Origin of the sequence: Siminovitchia sediminis, from assembly GCF_042680885.1 — a bacterium.
Lineage (GTDB): Bacteria > Bacillota > Bacilli > Bacillales > Bacillaceae_C > Siminovitchia > Siminovitchia sediminis.
Genome location: NZ_JBHUEO010000008.1, coordinates 72577 through 97041, shown reverse-complemented (window position 1 = coordinate 97041; position 24465 = coordinate 72577). Strand labels below are relative to the sequence as shown.

General features: G+C 41.0%; 22 protein-coding genes. 5 read left to right on the top strand and 17 right to left on the bottom strand.

Going from position 1 to position 24465, the window contains the following annotated elements:
• The first annotated feature begins 150 nt into the window (after window positions 1-150).
• From ACFSCZ_RS05145 to ACFSCZ_RS05135, 3 genes are all read left to right on the top strand, one after another.
• Window positions 151-1326 carry a Ger(x)C family spore germination protein gene (locus tag ACFSCZ_RS05145; RefSeq protein ID WP_380772704.1) on the top strand — a complete coding sequence of 392 codons (1176 nt, stop codon included), beginning with the start codon at window positions 151-153 and terminating at the stop codon, window positions 1324-1326.
• 23 nt (window positions 1327-1349) lie between these two features.
• Window positions 1350-2429 carry a GerAB/ArcD/ProY family transporter gene (locus ACFSCZ_RS05140; RefSeq protein WP_380772703.1) on the top strand — a complete coding sequence of 360 codons (1080 nt, stop codon included), beginning with the start codon at window positions 1350-1352 and terminating at the stop codon, window positions 2427-2429.
• Window positions 2430-2612: 183 nt separating this feature from the next.
• Window positions 2613-2891, top strand: coding sequence for a hypothetical protein (locus ACFSCZ_RS05135; RefSeq protein ID WP_380772702.1), 279 nt, complete (start codon window positions 2613-2615; stop codon window positions 2889-2891).
• Between the two features lie 390 nt (window positions 2892-3281).
• Here ACFSCZ_RS05135 and ACFSCZ_RS05130 read toward each other — a convergent pair whose 3' ends face one another.
• The 4 genes from ACFSCZ_RS05130 to ACFSCZ_RS05115 all read right to left on the bottom strand — a co-directional run bounded on the left by ACFSCZ_RS05130 (window position 3282) and on the right by ACFSCZ_RS05115 (window position 7809).
• Window positions 3282-3479 (bottom strand): hypothetical protein, encoded by a 198-nt coding sequence (locus ACFSCZ_RS05130; RefSeq protein WP_380772701.1) that lies wholly within the window; start codon window positions 3477-3479, stop codon window positions 3282-3284.
• Between the two features lie 697 nt (window positions 3480-4176).
• Window positions 4177-5133 carry an LLM class flavin-dependent oxidoreductase gene (locus ACFSCZ_RS05125; protein ID WP_380772700.1) on the bottom strand — a complete coding sequence of 319 codons (957 nt, stop codon included), beginning with the start codon at window positions 5131-5133 and terminating at the stop codon, window positions 4177-4179.
• 380 nt (window positions 5134-5513) lie between these two features.
• Window positions 5514-5855: a zinc ribbon domain-containing protein YjdM gene (locus ACFSCZ_RS05120; protein ID WP_380772699.1), complete on the bottom strand. Its 342-nt coding sequence runs from the start codon at window positions 5853-5855 to the stop codon at window positions 5514-5516.
• A gap of 124 nt (window positions 5856-5979) precedes the next feature.
• Window positions 5980-7809: a DUF4153 domain-containing protein gene (locus tag ACFSCZ_RS05115; RefSeq protein WP_380772698.1), complete on the bottom strand. Its 1830-nt coding sequence runs from the start codon at window positions 7807-7809 to the stop codon at window positions 5980-5982.
• A 197-nt stretch (window positions 7810-8006) separates the two neighbouring features.
• On the opposite strand from ACFSCZ_RS05115, the gene ACFSCZ_RS05110 reads away from it, so the two are divergent.
• A complete protein-coding gene (locus tag ACFSCZ_RS05110; protein WP_380772697.1) occupies window positions 8007-9671 on the top strand; it encodes an FMN-binding glutamate synthase family protein in 1665 nt (554 codons plus the stop codon).
• A 235-nt stretch (window positions 9672-9906) separates the two neighbouring features.
• Here the strand turns inward: ACFSCZ_RS05110 and ACFSCZ_RS05105 are convergent, their stop codons facing one another.
• The 12 genes from ACFSCZ_RS05105 to ACFSCZ_RS05050 form a co-directional block, all read right to left on the bottom strand.
• A complete protein-coding gene (locus tag ACFSCZ_RS05105; protein WP_380772696.1) occupies window positions 9907-11250 on the bottom strand; it encodes an MFS transporter in 1344 nt (447 codons plus the stop codon).
• Between the two features lie 194 nt (window positions 11251-11444).
• Complete coding sequence (locus ACFSCZ_RS05100) at window positions 11445-12464, bottom strand: ornithine cyclodeaminase family protein (RefSeq protein ID WP_380772695.1); 1020 nt, start codon at window positions 12462-12464, stop codon at window positions 11445-11447.
• A gap of 210 nt (window positions 12465-12674) precedes the next feature.
• Entirely contained in the window at window positions 12675-13838 is a 1164-nt protein-coding gene (locus ACFSCZ_RS05095) for a M24 family metallopeptidase (protein ID WP_380772694.1), read from the bottom strand.
• On the bottom strand, window positions 13835-15052 hold the full coding sequence (locus ACFSCZ_RS05090) for a metal-dependent hydrolase family protein (RefSeq protein ID WP_380772693.1): 1218 nt from the start codon (window positions 15050-15052) through the stop codon (window positions 13835-13837). The genes ACFSCZ_RS05095 and ACFSCZ_RS05090 overlap by 4 nt, the downstream gene beginning before the upstream one ends.
• 420 nt (window positions 15053-15472) lie before the next feature.
• Window positions 15473-15976 (bottom strand): metallophosphoesterase family protein, encoded by a 504-nt coding sequence (locus ACFSCZ_RS05085; protein ID WP_380772692.1) that lies wholly within the window; start codon window positions 15974-15976, stop codon window positions 15473-15475.
• A gap of 23 nt (window positions 15977-15999) precedes the next feature.
• Complete coding sequence (locus ACFSCZ_RS05080; protein WP_380772691.1) at window positions 16000-16938, bottom strand: GGDEF domain-containing protein; 939 nt, start codon at window positions 16936-16938, stop codon at window positions 16000-16002.
• A gap of 21 nt (window positions 16939-16959) precedes the next feature.
• Window positions 16960-17820: an EAL domain-containing protein gene (locus tag ACFSCZ_RS05075; RefSeq protein WP_380772690.1), complete on the bottom strand. Its 861-nt coding sequence runs from the start codon at window positions 17818-17820 to the stop codon at window positions 16960-16962.
• Window positions 17821-18123: 303 nt separating this feature from the next.
• Entirely contained in the window at window positions 18124-18756 is a 633-nt protein-coding gene (locus ACFSCZ_RS05070) for a 4Fe-4S single cluster domain-containing protein (protein ID WP_380772689.1), read from the bottom strand.
• Window positions 18756-19469: a ComEA family DNA-binding protein gene (locus ACFSCZ_RS05065; RefSeq protein ID WP_380772687.1), complete on the bottom strand. Its 714-nt coding sequence runs from the start codon at window positions 19467-19469 to the stop codon at window positions 18756-18758. The genes ACFSCZ_RS05070 and ACFSCZ_RS05065 overlap by 1 nt, the downstream gene beginning before the upstream one ends.
• A gap of 3 nt (window positions 19470-19472) precedes the next feature.
• Window positions 19473-19685 carry a DUF2997 domain-containing protein gene (locus ACFSCZ_RS05060; protein ID WP_380772686.1) on the bottom strand — a complete coding sequence of 71 codons (213 nt, stop codon included), beginning with the start codon at window positions 19683-19685 and terminating at the stop codon, window positions 19473-19475.
• A gap of 25 nt (window positions 19686-19710) precedes the next feature.
• Window positions 19711-20148, bottom strand: coding sequence for a hypothetical protein (locus ACFSCZ_RS05055; RefSeq protein WP_380772685.1), 438 nt, complete (start codon window positions 20146-20148; stop codon window positions 19711-19713).
• A gap of 21 nt (window positions 20149-20169) precedes the next feature.
• The gene (locus ACFSCZ_RS05050; protein WP_380772712.1) at window positions 20170-21801 is read right to left on the bottom strand and encodes an AAA family ATPase; all 1632 of its coding nucleotides are present in this window, start codon (window positions 21799-21801) and stop codon (window positions 20170-20172) included.
• A gap of 353 nt (window positions 21802-22154) precedes the next feature.
• On the opposite strand from ACFSCZ_RS05050, the gene pgeF reads away from it, so the two are divergent.
• Window positions 22155-22937 (top strand): peptidoglycan editing factor PgeF, encoded by a 783-nt coding sequence (pgeF, locus tag ACFSCZ_RS05045; RefSeq protein WP_380772683.1) that lies wholly within the window; start codon window positions 22155-22157, stop codon window positions 22935-22937.
• Between the two features lie 140 nt (window positions 22938-23077).
• Here pgeF and ACFSCZ_RS05040 read toward each other — a convergent pair whose 3' ends face one another.
• Window positions 23078-24436, bottom strand: coding sequence for an aspartate aminotransferase family protein (locus tag ACFSCZ_RS05040; RefSeq protein WP_380772682.1), 1359 nt, complete (start codon window positions 24434-24436; stop codon window positions 23078-23080).
• Between the last annotated feature and the right edge of the window lie 29 nt (window positions 24437-24465).

Below are 24465 nucleotides of genomic sequence, written 5' to 3'. Positions count from 1 at the left end.
TTTGCACACTGAAGTGCAAATCAATTATATAGGAGGTGGCTCAGTTATGGCAGAGGTGGCTCTAAATCATGTCATAGGTGGCTCTAAAATATGGCAGAGGTGGTATTATCCGATGTCTTTATTCACACTTCCGGACACAGGTGATAAACAATGAAACGAACATTCTTCATCATACTATGCAGCCTCCTATTATTAACAGGCTGCTGGAACAGCCAAGAGCTCGATAATGTAGCACTCGTTCACGGGGTTGGTTTGGATAAATCCGATGATCGATTAAATGTAAGCGTTGAAATTATCAAACCAACCAATCAACAAGGAGGTCAAGGCAATGGACAAGGCAATGGTCAACACATCGTATTGGAAAAAAAAGCCGATACATTATTAGAGGGAGCCCGTGGTTTAATTCGGTATGCAAAGCGACGCCTTGAATTTGGACACGCCCGTGTATGGTTGATTGGTGAAAAGCTGGCACATGAGGATTTTGTTCATGTGCTCGACGTCATTAGGCGAGATCAGATGCTTCGGCTAAACAGTTACCTATTTATAACGAACGAAAATCCTAGCGATATATTGAATACATCGACCCTGTATGAAAATCTTACTGCTATAGAGATTGCTTCTGCGTTGGAGCAAACACAATTTGTCTCCGACTATGCACCAATCACACTTCGCGAATTTTATAAATTGTTGGAAGGATCCATTTCTAACGCCTATGTACCAATGATTTCAATTAAAAAGGTAGATGGACAAACAGTCACTTCAATAGATGGAACTGCAGTCATCAAAAACAATAAAATGGTGGGGCAGCTTAATGCGAAAGAAACGACCGGGTTAAATTGGCTTTTAGATCATGTTGAAGGTGGGAGCATCACCGTATCCCTCAACGAAAAGGAGAAGGTTTCCCTTGAAATTAATAAAGCAAAGACGAAAACCAAAACGAATTTAAGTGAAAAAAATTTACATGTAGATATCCAAACAAAGATTGAAGGCACGCTGGCTGACAATGTGACATCAAAAAAAATTAACAGACGTTTCTTTAAAGATATTGAAAAAAAAATCTCCCGTCACGTTGAAAATGATATTCGTTCCACTTTAAAGAAATTACAACAAGAACTAAAAACAGATATTACTGAGATTGGACCGGAAACATATCGTACCTATCCAAAACAGTGGCAAAATATCCGTTCTGAATGGAATGACATCTTTGCCAATGCAGAGGTATCTATTCATATCGATGCGAATTTTACTCATGAAGGGTTGATTAAAGAAAGTGTTCATCGTGAACATCGAAAACCTTACAACAACCCCTATCCGTTTTCAAAGTAAACTTTTGTAAAGGAGTAAGATTAATGTTAACAAAATGGGAGACGCTGTTTTTAATCATCATGACACTTCCAATCATGGGACATGTCGTTATCCTCCCATTAATCATTGATGTTGCTGGAAGAGACGCTTGGATTTCTGTCCTTCTCTCACTTCCGGCCGCATTTGCATTTGCATTTGCCATTTACCGACTGCGTTTGAACCATCCTGACCTCAATATTTCCGAGATGCTTTACCTACTTTTAGGTAAATGGTTCGGTAGAATTGTTAGCATTCTTTTCATTATTTATTTTTTGTTTTTAACGATACTTTCGTTTTCTTCCTTGGTTGATGTTGTATTCATCGACTTTTTACCTGAGACACCTCAAATTGCCACAGCCATTTGGTTTTTGTTATTTTTTATCTACGCAGCCACAAAGGGCATTAAACGAATTGCATTGACTGCAGGTGTGTTAACTTTTATAGGTTTGGTCACAGGTCATACCGTTACATTGATGGATACGCCAAAAAAAGATTGGAGTGAACTCCAGCCTTTGTTAGAATTCGGCTGGAGTCCAGCTTTATGGGGCTCCCTAATTCTTTTAAGCATTTGGGTAGAATTGTTGTTATTATTATGTGTACCGATCAAAGATACCCGTGAAAAACGATTATTTTTATTGTGGGTCATTGGGATATTGTTAAACGCCCTGATGATGAATTCAACAACAACCGGTGTCATTACAATTTTCGGACTGGGACAGGCTGATAATTTTACATACCCGGCGCAAGAAATCGTACGAACAATCAATTTAGGATTTATCGATCGCTTTGACATATATGGCATGATTTTAATGACGTTCGGTACATACATCCGTTGTAGTCTTTATTTTAGAATCGCTTATGACATGAGCATATCCCAATCTTCATCAAAATGGATGAGACGTATTGTATTCACTGCTCTCATTGTTCTAACCTTTTTTAGTACCCTTTATATTTCAAAAGAACACTTCCGTCTCGAGGAAGCAATTAACGTATATACATACATGATTGTCCTATTTCCGATACCGTTTTTGTTGTTCTTCATCTCACAGGTGAAAAAGAAAAGGGATAAACAAAATATTGCTTGACTATTTTGTTTAATTTCTAATAATGGCCCTCTTTCACTTTTATGTACGATGCAATATATATAATTGTCACTCTACATTTCCAGCATAAGAGGAGGGTCTGAATTTCATTGATGATATATGCATGGTTTTAGTTTTTTTTATTGAGCCAACGGAGCAAAACTTAGATAAAGACGTTGTGATTTCTTGCTGTTTGAAATAATTATGATTGAATTAACCAAAGAAGGGTTAAAGATTGATTGCAAAGGGGATAGAGGAGTTGAGGAGGAAACTTGGATTTCCGCTTTATTATTAATCATAATTATAGGGGAAGGTTATTTCTTTTTAAAATTCAATCCACCACTAGAGATTGGTACACTTGCATCAAGCGAGGACAATAGATCAGTTGTTGGTGGTGTTGGTAATAAAGGCTTTAGTGAAGTAAAACTATTAGATGTTTCGGTAAATAATAAGAAAAGCCGTTAATAACAAGATTACATGTTAGTAATGGACACAAGATTTTATCATAACTGATGATGATACTAATGAATTAGCTAAAAATATAGCTATATGAATATAGATGAAGCACCCATAAATCCAGGGACTTCGCCCTCGGCTAACTTAAAAGGAGAGACTGCTCCATAAGATGATGTAATTTATGGGATTAGTACTTTTCATAACGAAGAAATAAGGTTCATATAAGATATAGCTATCTTGGAATTTCATTCAATGAAACCGTAACACTTAACTAACGGGTGCATTACTTTAACAAAACAACATTGAATATATGTAAATGAAGTGTGAACCATTGATATTCCAATAGATCTCACTTTAAAGTTAATATAAATGCATAATTACAACGTTAAAAAATTTCATCTATGCTCCAATTTTTTCTGCTTTCAGATAAAGCTTTCTTAAATCCAATTCTGTTAATTCTCTCTTTAGGGCAGCTTTTTTTATAAGTTCTATTTCATAATACATAGCTTCAGATAGAATACCTTTTTCTATATACCTATTAATTCCCACAAAAAATTCTGCTAAACGCTCGTCTGGTAATGTTTCATATATCGACATAAAACATCCTCCATCCATAATTATAATCAATAATTAATTCTACAAAATATATTTAAATTCCTTCTATTATTAATATATAATTTAGACTATTGGAAATAAATGCGAGAACACTATAACCTTTCAGTTTAAGAATAAACCCTCATAATCTCAATAAGATGCCTATTGATACAAAATGATATCAGCTTTTTAAATGGCTTCCCAATGTCTAAATAAGCTTGTAGCAAAATACTTATCGTTGTAAATCCGCTTTTTCCTAACGCGACACCCCATAATTAACAATAAAATGGGTAGTTAGCATTGTAATACTCAATGAACAAATACATTTGAAAATTGATACCTTTAAGTTAAATATCCTTTTTCTTCTCCAACCATAGGACCGATACGAAGAATATAAAGGTTTTTTAAACATAAAAATGCCCTATAAGCAAAGCCAAAGGGGCAAAACGGTGAAACTTGTTTACAAACGGTTTGATTTTATTTCAAATCCATAATGCTCATTCCAATTTAGAAAAGAAACGCTATCGAAATTGTAACAAAAAAATTTAATACAGAATAATAGATGATTCGGAAATGTAGATGAAGATTATTATGAATTAAAGATTAACGAAGTGTTGTTATAGTGGCTACTAGTAGAGGTGTACTGTAGGACAGTTACCCCACTTATCATAAACCATTCCTAAAATAGACATGTTTATCACTACTCATAACCTAGTGGAACATGCAGCATAAACCGGGTCACTCCGACATTTTTGCGAAGGGCTATAATCTTTTGAGCTACTGTTTCCGGATCTCCCACATATAAGGCGCCCTCAGGGCTTCTCGCTGCATCAAAGCTGGCACGTGTATAAGGACCCCAGCCCCTTTCCCTTCCGAGTACGTTCATCACATACTGGGTTGAAGGGAAAAATTGCTCAACCGCTTTTTCTGTTGTTTCCGCTACAAAACCATGGGAATGAGAAGCAACCTGAAGCTTTGAGGGATCATGTCCTGACTGTGCAGCTGCCTTTTTATATATTTCCACAAGCGGAGCAAACTGTGCCGGCCTGCCCCCAATGATCGCCAGAACTAGCGGAAGTCCCAAGATGCCGGCTCGAACGACAGATTTCGGGGTCCCTCCGCTGCCGATCCAGACCGGAAGCGGATCCTGTACGGGACGAGGGTAAACACCCAAATTGTCAATCGCAGGACGATGTCTTCCTTCCCATGATACTCTTTCAGATTCCCGCAATTTGAGCAATAGCTCAAGCTTTTCATCAAACAGCTCTTCATAATCATTCAAACTATAGCCGAATAATGGAAAAGATTCGATAAAAGACCCACGTCCGGCCATGATTTCCGCGCGACCGTCAGATATCCCATCCAGCATGGCAAATTGCTGGAATACGCGGACCGGATCGTCAGAAGAAAGTACAGTCACTGCACTTGTCAGCCTGATATGCTTGGTTTGCGGAGCTGCAGCAGCAAGTAAAATGGCAGGTGCCGAAGCGGCGTAATCTTGCCGGTGGTGCTCCCCCACGCCAAATACATCCAAACCTACCTGGTCTGCCAATACGATCTCCTCAACCACTTCACGCAATCTTTGAGCGTGAGTGATCAATTCACCGGTTTGCGGGTCGGGCGTTGTTTCAACAAAAGTCGAGATCCCTATTTCCATGAGGCATTCCTCCAGTTACAAAAAGTAAGTGATATGCCCATTTTAAGGGACCGGCCGGAATACTACAAGTTTGCGGATTACGGAACAACGGCTAATAGGTATAGACCTCTCCCTTTGTTAAGGCCTGAAGAATTTAAAAATAACATAAGATCATTGGCTTTTAACAAACTGTTCACTTTAGCGTTCTCGGGAGCATGATATGTATACGAACTTTGATAGCGGGCATTTGGGTTTTATCGCGAGCCTGATAATCATACAGACATGGAAAACGGGCTCTCACACTTTCCCGGAACCCGATATCCGTACCGACAGAGATAATAGGCACTCAATAATTTCCCCGAGTACCTGATATTCGTGTGAACATCATCCGCTTGCCAAAATTACGCCTTCTTCACAAACTCTGACTTCAGCTGCATGGCCCCAAAGCCGTCAATTTTACAGTCTATATCGTGGTCTCCGTCAATAAGACGGATATTCTTGACCTTTGTACCCATTTTAACAACGGACGAGCTCCCTTTTACCTTTAAGTCCTTAATGACCGTAACCGTATCGCCGTCCTTGAGAATATTTCCGTGCGCATCTTTTACTGCCGTTTGGCTCTCGCCGATTTCCGTTTCTTCCGTTGGATTCCATTCATTTCCGCATTCCGGGCACACCAACATTTCCCGATCCTCATACGTATACTTTGAGTTACACTTAGGGCAGTTCGGAACATTAGACATTATGTTTTCCCCCATTTATATAATTTTCTTTATTGGAAAGATGACTGTCACCCCATATCTTGTCATAGTTAACGGTTCTTTACAACCAACGCCTGAAAAAACACCGCCATTACCGGATGAACATCTAATCATGGGGGCCGTTCACAAAGGCACCTTCTTTCACCTGGATAAACACATACATATCGGCGTAGTATTGATCATTGTAACGGTCAACAGATTGGATAAGAAAATCGAATCTCACCTGGTCGTTTTCACGTGTAACGGTAGCACTCTCTACAGAAAGCTCCTTGCCTTGTCCTCCGGAACTTTTTTCATCCCCCAAGATTTCATCGAACACTTCTTTTGCTTGTACTTGTATGAATTCATTTCCTTGCTCATTGATCAAGCGGATGACCGAATCGTTCTCTTCCCATCCTTGAACTAACGTAAACTCAGCGCCTTGCACTTCAAATTGGATTTCCTTTCCGGAATCTTTTTCTTCATGATCAAAAATAGTCAGGTGCAGCATCCGATCGTAATCTTCAACATTTACAACGGGGCTCTGCTCCCAGTCCAGATGTGCATATTGGGATCCCTTCTCTCCGTCAGGTTCCACGTACACCTCTTCAAAACCAAATGTATCTTTAAACTGATTGTTATAAAAAATGTTATCCGGAAGCCAGTCAATGCGTTTCGTATAATCCATTCGGTCCAAATAGCTGACCGTTTTAGTGATTCTTTGCTTATCCTCAGTAGAAATATCTCCATTTGGAATCACTTCACCATTTTCAAACATGTTGTTCTCCTCTAAAGTGCTTTTCAGCAGATTCGTCTGGTTGTTACGGCTGGTAGTGAAGGCATCCACCGGAGGAATGACCGATACAGCTGAAAAGACCAGCAATACTGCGGCAATCCACCCGTTTTTTCCGGGTGAAAAAAAACTGAAAATGACTGCTGCAATCAGAGCAAAGACCCCGAACATAATGACGTAATACCGCCCGTGGGTCAGCCCCATTTCCCCTATTTTTAATACAGAAGCAATCGTTTGGAACAGTACAATCGGAAGTAGAACTTTTGGGAACACTCTTCTGAAAAAGGCTGAAAATTTATTTTGAATACTGCTTGCCAGCAGATAGACAACAATGACTGTGATCGCATAGGAAACAAGCATAGGTTCCATTAAGTTGTTGGACCAGAAGTCTCCCCGAATATTTAAAAGAACATACACAAGCAAAATGACAGTATATAGGGCTGTCAGCGGAATGATAATGTAGGAAATCAGGACTTCTAATATCTTTGGACAATGTACCGCCTTTTCCACTTCTTCCGTCTGATTTGCCAGTTCATCTTCTGTCTTTGCTTCATCTTTTTTTCCGGGATAAGGAGGGATGAAGGAAAGGAAAAGGATAGGGGCAAATAACGTCCCAATCAAGTTCAAAACATGGGAATATATTTTGTAATGAAGCGAAAACAATAGTTCATCCACCGCCATGAGGATGGCATTCAGCCCCATCCCTATAACAGCCGAAAACAAAATGGTTGTCAAAAAAGCTTTAAAAACAGCCATAAAGCTGTCATGGAATGTGACTTTGCTTTTAATGGACGGTACCCATAAAAAGGCCATTATGAGGGCAAAAACAGCCACAGCGGTTTTTGTCCCCAATTCCAAGTTAAAGTCCCCTGCTGAACGAATAGCAATGAAATAGCCTGCAGTTAAAAGGACCGTTCCTCCATTAAGCAACATCCGCTCGCTTACTTTATTAAAAAACCGCTCAAATACTTGCTGTGCCGTGACACTGAGCAAGGCCCCAATCAGGAATGCCAGGAAATAAGTAACGTACTTTTCTGTTTCATGATGAATCATATTTATATTGACTGTGGCAGCAGCCAATAAAAACAGCATCGTTAACGGATACCGGTACACAGCATCAAACAGCCCTGCCAGCTTACTTTTTAACCCTTTCATTATACTCATCAGAAAACCCCTTTTCCTTTTCAGATATTCATGTTTCTCTATAGTTTATTCATCAAAGCCTCCATGAATGATGACCTGGGCAGTTCGGGCTTTTCCTCGATGGTACTACGGAAACAGCCAACTGTATATAGCTTTTTCTGATAAAAAAAGGGAAATCTGGACAATATAGCTTAAAACGTATGGACATGGAGGGCAACATGATTGTTTCGGATCTATTCATTTTAATTGGTTTTTCCGTCGGTGCCTTGGTCATCGCGGCCATCCTGGGGATGTTCATATATTTAATAACCTTTGACCGGAAACAGAAAATGCACTCGATTTTAAGAAATTATCCTCTCCTTGGAAGAATGCGTTACTTTCTTGAGAAAATCGGGCCGGAAATGCGCCAATATTGGTTTAATAGTGATACGGAGGGCAGGCCTTTTTCAAGAGCGGATTATGAGCATATTGTAAGAAGTTCAAAATATAAGCGTGATGTCGTCGGATTTGGATCAAGAAGAGACTTTGAGAAAGAGGGCTATTATGTCCGGAATGACATGTTTCCGAAGCTGACGGAAGAGTTGAAGGTCGACAAGGAGACTATGGCTCTAACAAATAGGTATCTTCTTATCAAAGATCCCCTTTTTACACAACGCGTGGAAAAATTGGAAGAAGATGTGTCATCCGCCCATTTGCTTCATGATGACGATGCCGTCGTTATCGGACCAGATCTGGCGCATCCTTTTGTATTAAAAGGACTTATCGGCATGTCCGCCATGAGTTACGGATCCCTGGGCAAACATGCTATTATCGCCCTATCCAAAGGATTGGAGATTGCTAAAGGAACCTGGATGAATACCGGCGAGGGTGGATTGTCACCCTATCATCTGGAAAGCAATGTTGACATTATTATGCAAATCGGGCCGGGGCTGTTTGGTGTACGCGACCCAAAAGGTGAAATGGACTGGGGTGAATTAAAAAGAAAAAGCGAAATACCGCAAGTCAAAGCATTTGAGATCAAACTAGGCCAAGGGGCCAAGGTACGGGGCGGACACATTGATGCGGAAAAAGTCAATCCGGAAATAGCTGAAATCCGAAAGGTGCCGCCATATCAATCCATCGACAGCCCCAACCGCTTTCACCAATTTCACGATGTTCCGTCCATGTGTGATTTTATTGAAAAAATCCGCGAAACGACAGGAAAACCCGTTGGCATTAAAATAGTTATCGGCGGAAATAGCAGCGTTCAGGAACTCGCAAAATATATGAGCGAAACCGGAAAAGGGCCTGATTTTATTACAGTGGATGGGGGTGAAGGCGGAACAGGCGCCTCGTACCAAGAACTGGCGGACAGTGTCGGGCTGCCTGTCAAATCCAGCCTGCTCATACTGGCTGCCACCCTTAAAAAGTACGGTGTCCGTGACCGCGTCAAAATTATTGCTTCAGGAAAGCTGTTTTCACCGGACCGGATCGCCATTGCCCTGGCCATGGGGGCTGACCTTGTTCAAATTGCAAGAGGGTTTATGATCTCCGTCGGATGCATCCAGACATTAAAATGCCATTCCAATGAATGCCCGGTCGGCGTGGCAACAACCGACCCCCAGCTGCAAAAAGCGCTTGTCATTGAAGAGAAAAAACACCGCGCAGCCAACTACGTCATAACATTAAGAAAAGCTTTGTTCCGAATCTCAGCCGCTGCCGGACTGGATTCTCCGGTTCATTTTTCGCCCAAAAATGTGATGTATAAAGATGATAAGGGAATTGCCTACTCGTTGGAAAGTATTATTCATGAAGTAGAAAAGCAAATCGATGGGGAAGAGGCGGAGAAGTACCCGGCTTTGGTAAAGCGGGCACGCATGGGTACCCCGGGTCCCTTTTATTAAAATGGAAGCCTGCTTAAAAAACTATAAACAAGAGCAGCACAAGCTTTTCGCTTAGGACGGATCGTGTTTCCGGCATTTATTTATCCTGTGGTAGGCTAAGAACTGGAGGATCACACAGATCCTCCAGCTTCTTTTACTACTGAACAAAAGAAATCATTGTTACCTAATAGTAGAAACTTCAGAAAAAAGTCTATAACTATTCATGTACGTTTCTTGTTCTTTTGGCTTCCCATCATTACATGACTGCTTGATCCTTGCTGCTATCCGCCTTAATTTGATGAAAATCACTGTATCTATCTCTTACATTCCAAGTAGCCAATGCCGCCAAAAGTGCCGGAATGGCAAAGACAATAAAATTCATATAAATCGGCAAGCTTAATTCGAGTAATAATCCACCGATCGATGGTCCCAAAATCGCACCAAAACGGCCGATTCCAATCGCCCAACCAAGTGCAGTAGACCTTATATGAGCTGGATAAAATTTGGAGATGTACCCATTTGCAATAATTTGAGCACCAATAGACGCTGCACCGGATACGATGATCAAGAAATATAAAACGGCTGATCCCGGGTTAAACCCAAGTAAGGATAAGCAAATGGCACCGAAACCAAAAAGTCCGACCAAAACCTTTTTAGATCCAATTCGGTCTGCTAACCATCCTCCTGCAATGGCCCCTAAGATGGCCCCTAAATTCAGAGCAAACATGAACAAGAGACTGGAATTTAACGGATAACCTGCTTTTATCATCAATTGTGGAAGCCACGTGGACAATCCATAGGTCATCAGTAAACCCATAAAACATATAATCCAGAACATGATCGTGGTGGTTCCCCGGCGTTCTTTAAACAGCTGAACAACTGGCATACCAGTTTTCGGCAAATTCACTTCATAAACGTCGTCACTTTTCGGTGTAAAAGATGGATTTAATCTCTTGAGTATTTTCTGGACTTGCTCGCGCTCTCCTTTTACAACATAATAAGCAAGGGATTCAGGCAAATATTTAATAAGTATTGGAATACTTATTAAAGGGAGTGCGCCAATATAATACATCCATTGCCAGCCAAGATTTGGAATGACAACTAATCCTGACAAAGCTACCAATATACCCCCAATAGAAAACCCGCTATACATGATACCTACCATCATACTGCGTTTGGATTTAGGCGAGTATTCAGAGGTAAGTACTACTACTAATGGACCGACACCCCCTAATCCCAAACCCGCAATAAATCGATATATTGCAAAGTCCACGGGCCCATTAGATAAACCGGTCATTATAGAAAACACACTGAACAGAAGAACACAAGCAATAATCACTTTTTTACGCCCTATCTTATCCGCGATTATTCCACAAGTAAGGGCCCCTATTAAACTGCCAATTAAAGACAAACTTCCAATAAAACCAACAACACCCGGATTCAATGACCACAACTGACTAAGACTTGGAATGACTGCCCCATATATGGCAAGGTCAAAGCCATCGAAGACTATAATAAAAATACACCATAAAAGAACCGTTAAATGTAAAGAATTTACTTTGCTATCATCCACTACCTGTGCCACGTTGATTTGCCGCATAAAAAGCCCCCTCTATTCAATTGAATCGCTCCCATAACACTTCTTTCAGATAAGGATCATCTTGCACCTAACCCTTTTATTCATGCTCTCTCCCATCAAACCTGCCACTTTCACAACTTGTTGTAAAAGTGACTAAAGCCGGCAATAGGGCCATTCGGCGATTTTTTTTATTTACTCACTTTTCCTTAGGAATATTAGTGCTTAAGCACCACAGCATCGGAACGATTGCCCAGAAGTGGTAATACGGTTCCAATATTTTCATTTTTGGCCTTATCATAGATATACTTTCCTACGGTAACGTCCGTACTGCCTACTCCGTTCATAAATGCAATAATTTTCTTTTCGTTTGACCACATCGGTTCCTCATTTTTCATCACTTCGCCAAACTCAATAAATTGCCTTTCCGCAGGAACATTCCCATATTTCTGACTTATTAATTCGGACAAAAACCTTTTGTCATCGGTCACTACATGATCAGCCTTTTCCAAACAATCTATTTTCCATGCTGCTATCATATCTAAAGGTAAAGCAAGACCGCCTTTTTTTAACCAATCAAACTCCAAGAAGGGCGTCAGCGGCTGAGGTGTAGTGGATACAACTATGTCACTTTCACTTACCAATAACTCCATGCTTTCATCTTTTATAAATTCAACCTCTTTATAAAGCTCCTGCATTTCATCACAGAACTTGTCTCTTGATTGAGTGGTACGGCTTTTGACCCTAACTTGCTTAATAGAGGGAACAGCAGAAAGGATCGCTTTTAGAGACCATCTGGAAAGTTCTCCGGCACCAATGATCCCTAACGATTTTGCATGTGGATTTCCTAATTTTTTAGCCGTAACAGCTGCTGCTGCTGCAGTGCGAATATATGTTATGTATAAGCCTTCCATTATACATAACGGCAATCCTGTACTTGTATCGTTAAGAATGATAATACAGGATGCATCAGGGACATGATTACTGATTTTATTGCCGGGATAATAAGATACCCATTTGACCCCAACACTATCTTTCGCCTGTACCATGGCCGGCATCGAATGGAAGAATTTATTCCCCTCAACATCAATGGAGGTTTTATCCGGCATTATTACTTTATCCAACCCGTGTTCTACAAAGGTTTCAGCGGTAATATTGATAGCCTCACTCATATTAAGATCGATTGATTCAATATCACCTTGCGATAAATACAAAATATGGTGGTAATTTATGATCATCATCTCCTTAAATCAATAGATCCATGTGATAAAACGGAATGAAGAATAGCAGATGACGAATGTCTGCTCATTCTTCATTGAATATTGATATTTTGCTGGACCGTACAGCCATCTGAGCATAGTTCCCGGCCAGTGAAAGATGTCATCAAAACAAGGCTCTTTGAACACACCAAAACTACATAATCGATATACTCACTTCATGTTTTATTTTTAGAGTTTAATAATTTCCTGTGGTACATTCGTAAGTTTTTCAACACCATTGGAGGTAACCAGAATCGTCTCACTGATGGCTACACTAATTTCAAAATCTGTTATAAAAGGGATAATGTGGAATACCATGTTAGGTTTAAGCTCTGCATCTACGCCTTTCTTTACACTGATTCCATCCATCCATTTAGTAAATCCAATCCCAACCGAATATCCAATACGGTTATGAAAATATTGACTCATATTCTGACTGGATAGGTATTCCTTGCAAATGGCATCGATATCTTCCACTTTCATGCCAGGTTTTACAGTGTTGGTTATTTGATTGATGACACCATAGCTGGTCTCTTCAAATTTTTTGGCTTTGTCACTTGGTTCTCCAATGCTTAACGTTCGCATGATAGGTGCATGATACCTTTGATAGCAGCCACTGAACTCCAGAAAAATTACATCTCCCTGTGAGGATTGATAGTTTTCCCATACAGGATGCCCATATGTTGATCTTTTCCCTACTCCTATCAGCGGAGGGGTAGCAGGCAGTTCGCTCCCTGATGATATCAGATCATTCATGACTTTTTGAGCTATTTCATGATCTGTAGGATGGAGCATAGGGGTTTCTCTTATATGATTCATCACTTTACTGGTCATTTCTGCTGCTTTTCTGATATATGTAATTTCTCTGTCTGACTTTACCAACCTGCAATTTACAGTGATATCCATTCCATCTACTATCTCAGCATCATGAGGAAGTTTATTTTTTAGGGAAATAAAATGCCCCGCATTAAAAAACCATGATTGCAATGATAACGCAATTTTTTTATTGGCCACTCCCAATTGCTTTAATATCTCAATGGTTTTATCTATAGGATCTTCTTCATCATTGAACGTGACCATATTCTTAATACAAGTTTGATCCTTAAAATTGGTGGATTCCAGCATTCTTGTAACTAAAACGGGCTCCTTGTCAAAGGGAATAATGAGTACTTGCCAATCGAGAAAGGTATACCCCCACGAGCGGTATCCCAATAGATAATTTAAATCGGCTGGATCATTGATTAGTAAATAGTCAACGCCTTTAGAGGACATTGCCTTCTTTATATTGACTAACCGGTCCTCATATTCGACTGCCTCAAAAGGAAGATCTTTATATACATCTGTAGTTATCATACAAACAACTCCTTTCTTTCCATTGCATGATGGACTAGGCTGCCTTCCTTGATGACCAATTTAATATTTTTTATTGCATCCAAATCTTCCAGTGGATTCCCTTCGACTGCGATTAAGTCGGCTACCTTATTTTCCGCGATGGATCCCACCTGATCATCAATCCTTAACAGTTTTGCTCCTTGTATAGAAGCAGCCCTAAGAATATCCATTTTAGAAACTCCACTGGCTTCCATTAACTTCATTTCTAAATGGATATCACCATGAGGATTGTATGGAGTCCCGGCATCAGTTCCGGCAGCAAACTCAACACCGGCTTGCCGACTCTTAATAAAGCTATGAATATTGTCTTCTTGTGCCGACTTTGCCTTGCGTACTGTTGAAGCGTCCATAGCGGAATGATTACTGTTTTCGACTACACAGTGGTATGCTGTTAAAGTTGGAATATGAAAAATACCTTTCTCCTTCATTAAAGAAATAGCTTCATCGGTTAAATAGCTGCCATGTTCAATAGAATCAACGCCTGCTTTTATAGCATTCATGATTCCTTCCGTGCCAATTGCATGAGCGGCTACGGTAAGCCCTTTCTTTTTGGCTTCTTCTACTACAGCTAAAATCTCTTCGTAATTTAACTCAGGTGCCCCAATTTCCGTGCCTGGCGACAAGACTCCTCCAGTCGCCACTACTTTTAACGCTTTGGCCCCTTCTTTTATTTCTTCTCTGGCTGCTTTTCTAATATTTTCCACACCATCAACTTCACGCCCTAAAAATCTCCCATGACCGCCTGTAATTAATAAGGCTCTCCCTGTAGGAATAATTCTTGACCCAGTCACTTTTTCAGACTCTATTGCTTTGGAAACCTCAATGGTTGCTGAGTTATTACATCCGCAGTCACGGACCGTGGTTACACCGCTATATAACGTTTTCTGTGCATTTTGTATAACATGAATCGCTGTCTCAATGTCAGTTTGGTTAAGTACATTCGGATTCGGCTCAGCTGATAGACAGAGATGCACATGCACATTGATTAAGCCAGGAAGAACTGTAAACCCTTTCAAATCAATCTCTTGATAGTCTGTAAATGACAAATGAACATCATCGGCAGGGCCTGCTTTAACAATTTTCCCATCACTTATTTCAATCGTTCCGTTACTCATGTGGTTTCCTTTTTCTACATCAATAATGAAACAGTTTTTAAGCAATATATTTTTTTTCAAGTTGAACACTCCAAAGTCGGATTTTAGTTAGTATCGAATGACTTGAGAACCAATTGGATGCAGTTGTGTTAACGCTAATTGTTAAATAATCACCTCACTAAATTGTCAGTTGATAAAAATGGTTGTCTATATTATAAATATGGATAACCTCTCATGAGTGTTAAATGGTTAACATTACTGAACCTTTTATACCCTGATTTTCCTTTTAATGTCAGTCTATTTTGTTGAGTTTGCTTTAGTAACTAAAAAAAAGCCGCCCTTAGTAATCAGTTGTTACTGATTTTCCAGACGACATCCGTTTTTCTTATATCCATATTCCACTGCAGTAATAGTACATGCCTTATAGCATAGAGAAAAAAGTATTGATACTAAAATAATCAAGGAAAACTCTAATTGAGAAATAACTTTAGGCAATGAAGTCTATTTGCCAAATGTGACAATCTCCGCCCGAAAACCCTTTTCTTCTATATGGAGGATCCCGTATGAAAAGTAAGGCAGGCGCCGCTTATCGGCAGGAGAACCCGGGTTCATGAGCATCACTTTGTTGAAATAGCGGATCATTGGTATATGTGAGTGCCCGAAAATAATGATATCTGGGTCATTCCCTTCAAAAGCTTCCAGGGCGCGTTTTTCCGTTGTCTTATTTTCCCCATGTCCATGGACCACCCCTATATCAAAACCTTTGATCCGGACAAGCTCTTTTTCCCGAAATTGGTCCCGTATCCTTTCATCATCCATGTTGCCATGCACACCTATAACCTCGGCACATTCGGCAAGCCGGCGATATACATCTATCGACACCCAGTCTCCTGCATGAATAATCAAATCAGCAGATTGGCATTCCTGCAGCAGCGGTACAGGCAGTTGCTTACCTCTTCCAGGAAAGTGTGTATCTGATGTCACAACGACTTTCAATAAAGACACTCCTTAGCAATGAGTTTCCTGAGTCAATTTACGCTGTAATAACTTCCATCCACCATTTTACACTTTTTTTTCACGATTGCTGCATATTCGGCAATTTCCTCTATATTTTCAAACGTATACACTTCATTTGTGACAACAGCTATCGATACAGAGACGATTGATATTTTCTCCTTTATACCCAATCGATTTTCCGCAAAAACATATTTTTGCGATAGGTGAATCGGGTGATAAAACGAAGAAATGATTTTGTTAAACTCTTCAATGATACTTCTGCAAATCCATTCGTAATAGTAATGGGGCAAAATAGCGACAAAGTCATCCCCGCCAATGTGACCCAGGAATGCCTGGTCTTGATGAAGCACTTTTTTCAATAGTTCTCCAATGGTTTTGAGAAGATCATCTCCTCTTTTGAAACCGTATGTATCGTTATATGCTTTAAAATGATCCAAATCAATGTATAGAACGCTGAACTGGTCTTTATGGAGGATTTCTTTTAATTTTGCTTCTATCATGTGGTTTCCCGGCAATCCGGTAAGCGGATTTAAAAAGCTGGCAATCTCCGCCTGAATATCGGCTAGTTTTAAAAGCAGCTTCTGAATGCTGGCAATACCGCAATACCTTCGGTTTTTTGTCACGATTACATAGTCATACAGGTCTTCCTCTTTTCTTTTCATTGCCAGCTTACTTACTTCTGTGATCGGTTGGTTGTAGTCTGTAATGAGCGGATCTTTAAGCGGCAAAAGCTCTACCGCCTTGTTCATATAAAGATGGTATCCATATAAGGTCCCCATTTTCTGATAAAACAGGGCCCGTGTCAGCAAACCGACAGGTAAATCATTGTCGAGGATAACGATTCCTTGCAAAGTCGGATTTCCACTAAATATACGGTCAACTTCCTGATTTTTTACTTGAACAGAGATTGAAGGGACCGATTCCACTATTTCGCCAACGTGGGCTGCCATGTACTCACCTTCTTTAAGTTATTAAACCATTTCAGGAATCCTGCCCGGATCAATTTCTTGTTTAGGTCTGCCAATGGCATACCCTTGAGCATAATCTGCTCCTTGGTTCCTTATGTACTCCAACTCTTCCGCTCTTTCAACGCCTTCAGCAATAATTCTTGTGCCCGTTTTCTCGGCAAATCCCATAATTAAAGAAACCAATTCCTGCTGCTCCACATTTTGATCAATATATTGAATTAATGACCGATCCAATTTAATAAATTCTGGTTTTAAATATACAAGGGTTTTTAGACTGTTATATCCGGATCCCACATCATCCACCGCAATCCGATATCCTTGAGCGCGGTAATTGGATAAAACTTTTTCAAATTGAACGAAGTCAGTAACAGCACTCTTTTCCGTCAGTTCCAAAACAACATTTTTTGGATCCAGGCCAAATTCCTGTAACAGGCTCAGCGTTTCCCCGCTATGATAGTTGGAATCAAGCAAAACATGCGGATGGATATTAATGAAAAGAAGAACACCACTTTCCACCTTCTCCTGGGGAGCACGGATTACAAAACGCTGGATGGATATATTTCTGCAAAAATAGTCGAAGATAAATGCCTGGTCTGTCTGTCCAACAAAATCATAGAAAATTTCAGTATTGGGAAACAGCTTGGACTGCTCCGGGCGATTGAACACTTCATAACCGATTGTTTCCCCATTTTTCAAGTGGATAATGGGCTGAAAATATGTATCGAGTGATTGTTGTTGTATAATCTGCTGCATTTTCCGAAATCGTTTATGATATAAACTTTCTTTTTTTATCCGGTTATTCAAATATCGCATATAGGACATCAAATAATTAGTTCCGGAAATAGCAGATAGTTCATGACTCATATACTCACCTTCTCTGCAGGGACTTCATTCCTATTGTAAGGGAGGAATTTTAAGAGATGGTTAAGCATGTATAAAGGATTGTAAAAAAACAGGATAAAAGCCGGTGCTTTTGCAGGATGTAAGACCTAAAAATCTCTAAGAAAAACAAAAGAATGTATGAACACAACTTTCCGTTTTTGGGTTCTATGATAAAAATCTTGTCCGGTACGTTCACCCAACTTCCAGTACATTCATCGATGTACAGACTGAACTGACATGCGCACAGACAAGCATATGACATAAAGAAAAAAAGAAGACATCTGTTTATGTCTTCCCCACCGTATTTTTTACTTTCCTGTATTCCTTTGAATCAAACAGCTCACTCAGCATTTTCTGCGTAGCCATCCCATTGACAGATACTGTTCCATCGTCCAAAATGCGGACCTCAATTTTATTGCCAATGTCCATCAATTGAAACTCCAAATGTTGATAGGCTGAAGTTAAAAAGTGATACCGCTGGTTGGATGAACCTACCCAAGGCCTGCTTACATCCAACTTTTCCTTTACAAACGGCCCATCAATCAATAAGTCGGTGGCAGCAAGCAAAGCTTGGCAATTCTCTCTTTTTCGCAAGTCTTCCATCCAATACCCTGAAAAGGTCATGACCGTCAATCCGATGGTTTTGACTTTTCGTGCCAACTCCCCCAAAGCCTCCGCCTGGTCAAACGGCTCCCCGCCCAAAAAAGTAACGCCTTCAATGCCATTCTCTACCTTACTTTTTTGGATATGCTGAAAAAGCTCCTCAACACTGATCACCGTGCCATGGGTCTTGGACCAAGTCCAGGGAACACCGCAACCTTCACACCGAATGGAACATCCTTGCACCCAAAGGCAAAATCTCTTTCCAGGTCCTTCAACAGTTGTTTGCGGCAAATACCGATGGATGACCAATTCCATTAGAAATCAACGATTCTCCCTTCTCTTCTTTCAGACGACTCCGGTTTGGCCGGGTTTGATTTTTCGGGAAACGAAAGATGAGGACGGATTTTTTCAGCCACATGCGGCCTGATGGATAAAGCTTCTACAAAATGATCAAAAGAAGTAAATCCATTTTCCTGTTCTCTCATTTCCACCACTCTCTTGGAGAACAAAGCGCCGATACCAGGTACTCTTGCAATTTGGGCCTCGGATGCAGTGTTAACATCCACAATACCCATCGTTTCTTCGGCTCGCTCCTCTTTTATGGCTGCTGCCCTTGGAGCAGTCTCCTCTCGAGGGACAGTGACTGTCCCGCCTGAGTATTCCCTCTTTATTTGCTCTTTCAATAATTGAATATCCTTATCCCTGTATCCCGGGGCCTGTTTGGCTTCCAGCCTCAATAAATATTCCGGCCTTATTTTAAATACATGAAAAATGGAAACGATCCATCCGATCAGAAAGACACCAATTGATGCATCATAGATCCAGTGCCCATCAAATTCAGTGGCAACCATGGTCACAATAAAAATAATGGAATAAATAACACCTGCGTAAAACCACTTTCTCTGTTTCACCCTGGAAGCCGCATAAAAAAATGAAACATAATTCAAAAAACCCATCGTCAGGATCGCCCAGAGCATCCAAATAGAATGTCGCCGTTCCCATGCTTTTCCCTTACTCGTAATAGCCATCCATTATTCCTCCTTCCATAATTGATTCTTTCTTTGAACAGACAATGTTCCGGTCTCATAATATTCTTCCGTATATCGGGAATCTACGGTCTCTGCATCCAGCAGTTCCTCAAGAAGCTCGATATATTCCAGACAGTCCTTACCTTTGATTCCAATCGTCTCGGCAAAAACACTTCCATCTTCCGCTATTTTAATTTTTAATTTTTTATCCTTCATGTTCCGGTCACCTGCCAAATCTTACTTATCTTACGTGAAAGGTTAAGACAATCGAACGGTCTTTCTGCACTTCTTCCGACTCCAGCTCCAGTCCTTTTTCCTGAGCACGTTTCAATAACTTTTGGCAGGTCTCCTGCTGGATGAGATATCTATACTCAATATGCAGATTTTCAATAAACTCCAAGGCATCTGCCCTTGGCACACTTTCATCAAATACTGCTTCAAAAATGCCCTGATCATTTTGCTGGAAAAAAATCTGGATATCCCCAATTTCCGTCTGAACATTTTGTTCATGAATTTCGCGAACATCACAGCCGTATTGCTCAATCGCTTCTTGCAAAAGATGCTGCTGCTTCATGACCGTTTGAACGCTGTATGTTTTACTGCTTTTCTTCTCAATCAATGAACCGGCTGCCTGAAAGACTGCGATTCCCACCGGAATGAGAGCAAGCTCAATACTCATCGGTCTGATTCACCTTTCTTCTTAAAAATCGATGGTCCGGCCGCCGCGTGAAGTACTGATGTCCAAGTTGTCCGCCGCTTCCTCGCTTTCTTTATATTCCACGCGATCTTCCTTCGGTGTGGCAGCAACTGCCCGGACATTGGCCCAGTCCCGGATCCTTTTAATCTGTTCGGCCTGAGTCACAGCCAGCGGAATAATCTGTTTGCAGATTTTCTCGAAATCGGCCAAAGTTACACTTCTTCCTTCATAAAAAGCTTCAAATAGGCCATTAATGACGACCTGCTCTATCTCTGCTCCAACAAACCCTTCAGTCAGTCCTGCAAGATAATCGAGGTTTTCCTGACTTATCCTGAAATCCCCTGCAACTTCAGGATCCTTGAGCCTTTTTTTCAGGTGTACCTTAAAAATCTCCACCCTCTCCCGATGGGTAGGCATATCCACAAAGAATATTTCATCAAAACGACCTTTCCGCAGCAATTCTGTCGGCAGGCTCGCAATATTATTAGCAGTAGCGATCACAAACACAGGCTTTTCTTTTTCCTGCATCCATGTCAAAAAATGCCCAAAAATCCGTGTAGCTGTTCCGCCGTCTCCACCCGAATGAATGCCGCTGAAGCCTTTTTCAATTTCATCAATCCATAAAATGGACGGGGCGATGGCTTCCGCTGTCTGGATCGCTTTACGCATATTTTCCTCACTGCTTCCTACCAGTCCGCTGAAAATTTTGCCGATATCCAGCCGAAGCAAAGGAAGCTGCCACATTTCACTGATTGCTTTACTGATTAAGCTTTTTCCGCAGCCGGGCACTCCCGTAATAAGGACCCCTTTCGGCGAGGGCAAGCCATATTTTTGTGCTGATTCCAGCCAGGACCTGTTTCTTTTTCGAAGCCAGCGTTTTAAGTTTTCCAGCCCTCCGACATCATCCATGTTCAAACGGTTGTTGACAAATTCAAGGATCTCAGTCTTTTTAATAATTTGTTCCTTCTCTTGCAAAATCACTTCCACATCATTGATCGACAGCTTGCCGTCTTCCACCATCGCCCTTGCAAAAGCATTCTCTGCTTCTGATAGAGTGAGGCCAAGTGCTGCCTTGACAAGCTTTTCTTTTTCCTCTTCATCCAAGTTAATTTCAATCCGGCCGCTTTGCTTATTCACCTCAATGAGGTCATCCAATATTCCCTTAATCTCGGAAAAAGTCGGCAGATCAAAATCAAAGATCGTAATATCTTTCTCCAGATCGTTGGGAAGCAGCAGCACAGGAGAAAGAAATACAACGTTCTTCGGGTTGGGGCTGCGCTTTAGACTGGAGCTGATATCCCGCAGCTTCCGAACCAACTGGTGATCGGCCGAACGCCCTTCTGCCCCAAAATAAATATGAAAGTCATGGAGCACGAAAATGGCAGGCTCCTCATAATTCTCAATCACTTCCAAAGCCTTGAGGGCGGATTTCGTATCCCCTTTTCCTGTATTCTCTCCCTCTAAGCCTGTTGTCACTTTCCATGTGATGACTTTCCGTTCCGTTTTGATTAATTCTTCATTTGAAGCAATCGACCGGATCAGAGACAGTACCCGATCTTCTTCCCACGTAGCGATATATAGAAAAGGAAAGCGGGCTTTAAATAAATTCGCCATCATTCTTTCCCGGTCCACCATTTTTTCCACAATTGTTCCCCCTGCCATAACCATATATGATACTTTTATTATAGTAGAATAAGTGAGTGAAAACTATTGGTTTACGGAAGTTATTCGCATGGAATGGAACTCATTTGCCATATATGAATAATGTTAGGATATACGAACTTCAAGCATGAAACCTGATCGGAATGCTTGGAGCATCATACACGCCGTAAATACAGGAGCTGTAAAAGCTGGAGGACCCCTGTTATGATTCCTGCCGAACATAGGGGGAACACTGAAAACTCGGAAGTACTATCATGACCATTCCTGCCTGTCTCGGGAAAATCTTACTGCAGATTGATGCTTCAGATCATTAAAGGTGGTGTGATATGAAATTATATGTAAATGATGAAGGATGGACAGCCGGAATCACCATGAAGGATAAAAGAATGCCTGAGCAGAATAATATGGCACTTCATGTCTGTAAGCATCCCGAACGTGTCATAGATAACCGGAAGACATTTGCCGCCTCATTGGGTTACACGCTCCACGATCTGGTATGCGCAAACCAAACTCACAGCTCTAACTTTTATAAGGTCCGGGCGGGAGACCGCGGCCGCGGGTCCAATCGCCTTGCAACAGCCATTGAACAGACAGATGCCTTGTACACGGACGAGCCGAACATCGTATTATGCAGCTTTACCGCTGATTGCGTACCCGTGATGTTCTTTCATGAAATTAAGGGGATTGTAGGTGTGGTCCATTCCGGATGGCAAGGGACCGTGAAGGAAATCACCTTGAAGTTAATCAGACATTTGATTGAAAATGACTATTGCCATCCTGATCATTTTCATATTCAAATAGGCCCGGCGATCAGCCAGAAAAAATTTGAAGTGGATGAAGATGTCTATGTGAAATTTAAGAGCCTTGGCTATGCGGATGAGTTTATGTATTTCAATCAAGAAACGAACAAATACCATATTGATAACCAGTTGACGGTCAAGAAGCAGTGTGAGCTTGCAGGGATTCCTTCGGAGCAGATAGTCATGGACCGAACGTGTACGTATGAGGCACCGGATGGGTTTTCCTATCGCCAGGATAAAAGATGCGGCAGGCATTTAAGTTTTGTGGTAAGGAAGGATAAGGAAATGGGTTCGCCTTATAAAAAGTAAGGCGGACTTTTTTTAAAAATACAACGGTATCGTCTTTGAACATGTTTTTCTCAAGTGCCGCATCATCCCCAGGCCAGCTTCCTGATTCCCATAAGTATCAAAGGGGAAACTGCAGGCGTCCATCTTTTCAATCCAAAAGTTTATAAAGGGATGTTGCTTTTTAATTTCGAAAAGCTTCTTTCAAATCCGTCCAGTGTTATTTCAATTTCTCTTTTTCCATGAGCATCAGACAAAGAGAAACGGTTCAATGGCTTCGAATATACCCCATGATCCATTAACAAATAATCCAATGCCATTCGTGTCTCCTTTTGAAGTGAGGCTACATCACGATAATTAGTCATTTTTCGGTTAGTTGCCACCACATTAAAGATCGTTCCTTCCCCAATTGTTTTAAAAGGGACACCATAATCCTGCGCTAATGTTTCGATACCCTTTCGCAGCATCTGTGTACGATGTACCATATCTTCAAATCTATTCGATTGTGATAAATAGCGAATGGTCGCTAAACCTGCTGCCATGGAAATAGGATTGCCATTAAATGTTCCACTGTGAAAGACAATATCCTCATGCTTGCCGGCATGCTGCGGGGAACTGAACTCAAGGATGTCACCACGACCCCCCACCACACCAATGGGGAAGCCGCCGCCAACTACTTTCCCTAATGCTGTAAGATCTGGCTGCACATGGTAGAACTGTTGTGCACCACCTAATGTAATCCTGCATCCTGTTTTTACTTCATCAAAAACCAGCAGGATGTCCAGCTGTTTCGTTATATCCCGTAAACCGGTTATAAATTCCTGGTCCGCTGCAATATACCCTGATTGAAAGGGCTCCAGAATTACAATACCGATTTGGTCTTTCATTTTGGTTAAAATTTTCTCACAGGCAGGAAGATCGTTAAACGGCAAAACCACCGTGTGCTTTAAATAATAGTCAGGAAGACGTAACGTTTCAGGTACAGCTTCCGGTGCCGTGGGATTCCCTGCCTGATCCAAGTCCGGATTCACACTTACCAACACATGATCATGGCTGCCATGATAATGCCCTTCAAATTTTCCGACATGCGTTTTTCCAGTAAACGCCAATCCAAGGCGCAAGGCAAATAATGTTGCCTCTAAACCTGAGTTTGTAAAGCGCATTTTTTCCATACTTGGATACAATTTATGAAGTTCCAGCGCCATCTCCCATTCCATAGGGTGGGCCGCACCGAAAGCACTTGTCCCCAGTTGGTCCCATACATTCTGAACGGCCTCCTTTATGACAGGATGACCATGGCCAAGCATTAAAGCTCCATAGGATAAGAGGTAATCCACATATGGATTCCCATCAAGGTCCACTAACCAAGCATCTTTTGCTTTTTTAAATGTAATGGGAAATGGCGTGAAATATCTAAGATTTCCATTGACACCGCCAGCTATGTGAGTGCCGGCTGTTTTAAAAAAAGAAGCAGATAAAGGCCTGTTTTCAGCAAATCTGGTTGGTGTTGAATAACGTTTCATTTTAGCACCTCTTTGATAAATGAATATGA

What these genes read in the sequence shown, in the direction of transcription:
- ACFSCZ_RS05095 (WP_380772694.1), bottom strand. Translation starts at nt 13,838, where the DNA reads ATGATAACTACAGATGTATATAAAGATCTTCCTTTTGAGGCAGTCGAA.
- ACFSCZ_RS05120 (WP_380772699.1), bottom strand. Translation starts at nt 5,855, where the DNA reads ATGTCTAATGTTCCGAACTGCCCTAAGTGTAACTCAAAGTATACGTAT.
- ACFSCZ_RS05065 (WP_380772687.1), bottom strand. Translation starts at nt 19,469, where the DNA reads ATGGCTATTACGAGTAAGGGAAAAGCATGGGAACGGCGACATTCTATT.
- ACFSCZ_RS05130 (WP_380772701.1), bottom strand. Translation starts at nt 3,479, where the DNA reads ATGTCGATATATGAAACATTACCAGACGAGCGTTTAGCAGAATTTTTT.
- ACFSCZ_RS05145 (WP_380772704.1), top strand. Translation starts at nt 151, where the DNA reads ATGAAACGAACATTCTTCATCATACTATGCAGCCTCCTATTATTAACA.
- ACFSCZ_RS05100 (WP_380772695.1), bottom strand. Translation starts at nt 12,464, where the DNA reads ATGATCATAAATTACCACCATATTTTGTATTTATCGCAAGGTGATATT.
- ACFSCZ_RS05075 (WP_380772690.1), bottom strand. Translation starts at nt 17,820, where the DNA reads ATGAGTCATGAACTATCTGCTATTTCCGGAACTAATTATTTGATGTCC.
- ACFSCZ_RS05140 (WP_380772703.1), top strand. Translation starts at nt 1,350, where the DNA reads ATGTTAACAAAATGGGAGACGCTGTTTTTAATCATCATGACACTTCCA.
- ACFSCZ_RS05070 (WP_380772689.1), bottom strand. Translation starts at nt 18,756, where the DNA reads ATGGAATTGGTCATCCATCGGTATTTGCCGCAAACAACTGTTGAAGGA.
- ACFSCZ_RS05105 (WP_380772696.1), bottom strand. Translation starts at nt 11,250, where the DNA reads ATGCGGCAAATCAACGTGGCACAGGTAGTGGATGATAGCAAAGTAAAT.
- ACFSCZ_RS05050 (WP_380772712.1), bottom strand. Translation starts at nt 21,801, where the DNA reads ATGGTGGACCGGGAAAGAATGATGGCGAATTTATTTAAAGCCCGCTTT.
- ACFSCZ_RS05125 (WP_380772700.1), bottom strand. Translation starts at nt 5,133, where the DNA reads ATGGAAATAGGGATCTCGACTTTTGTTGAAACAACGCCCGACCCGCAA.
- pgeF (WP_380772683.1), top strand. Translation starts at nt 22,155, where the DNA reads ATGAAATTATATGTAAATGATGAAGGATGGACAGCCGGAATCACCATG.
- ACFSCZ_RS05040 (WP_380772682.1), bottom strand. Translation starts at nt 24,436, where the DNA reads ATGAAACGTTATTCAACACCAACCAGATTTGCTGAAAACAGGCCTTTA.
- ACFSCZ_RS05080 (WP_380772691.1), bottom strand. Translation starts at nt 16,938, where the DNA reads ATGGCAGCCCACGTTGGCGAAATAGTGGAATCGGTCCCTTCAATCTCT.
- ACFSCZ_RS05055 (WP_380772685.1), bottom strand. Translation starts at nt 20,148, where the DNA reads ATGAGTATTGAGCTTGCTCTCATTCCGGTGGGAATCGCAGTCTTTCAG.
- ACFSCZ_RS05110 (WP_380772697.1), top strand. Translation starts at nt 8,007, where the DNA reads ATGATTGTTTCGGATCTATTCATTTTAATTGGTTTTTCCGTCGGTGCC.
- ACFSCZ_RS05115 (WP_380772698.1), bottom strand. Translation starts at nt 7,809, where the DNA reads ATGAGTATAATGAAAGGGTTAAAAAGTAAGCTGGCAGGGCTGTTTGAT.
- ACFSCZ_RS05060 (WP_380772686.1), bottom strand. Translation starts at nt 19,685, where the DNA reads ATGAAGGATAAAAAATTAAAAATTAAAATAGCGGAAGATGGAAGTGTT.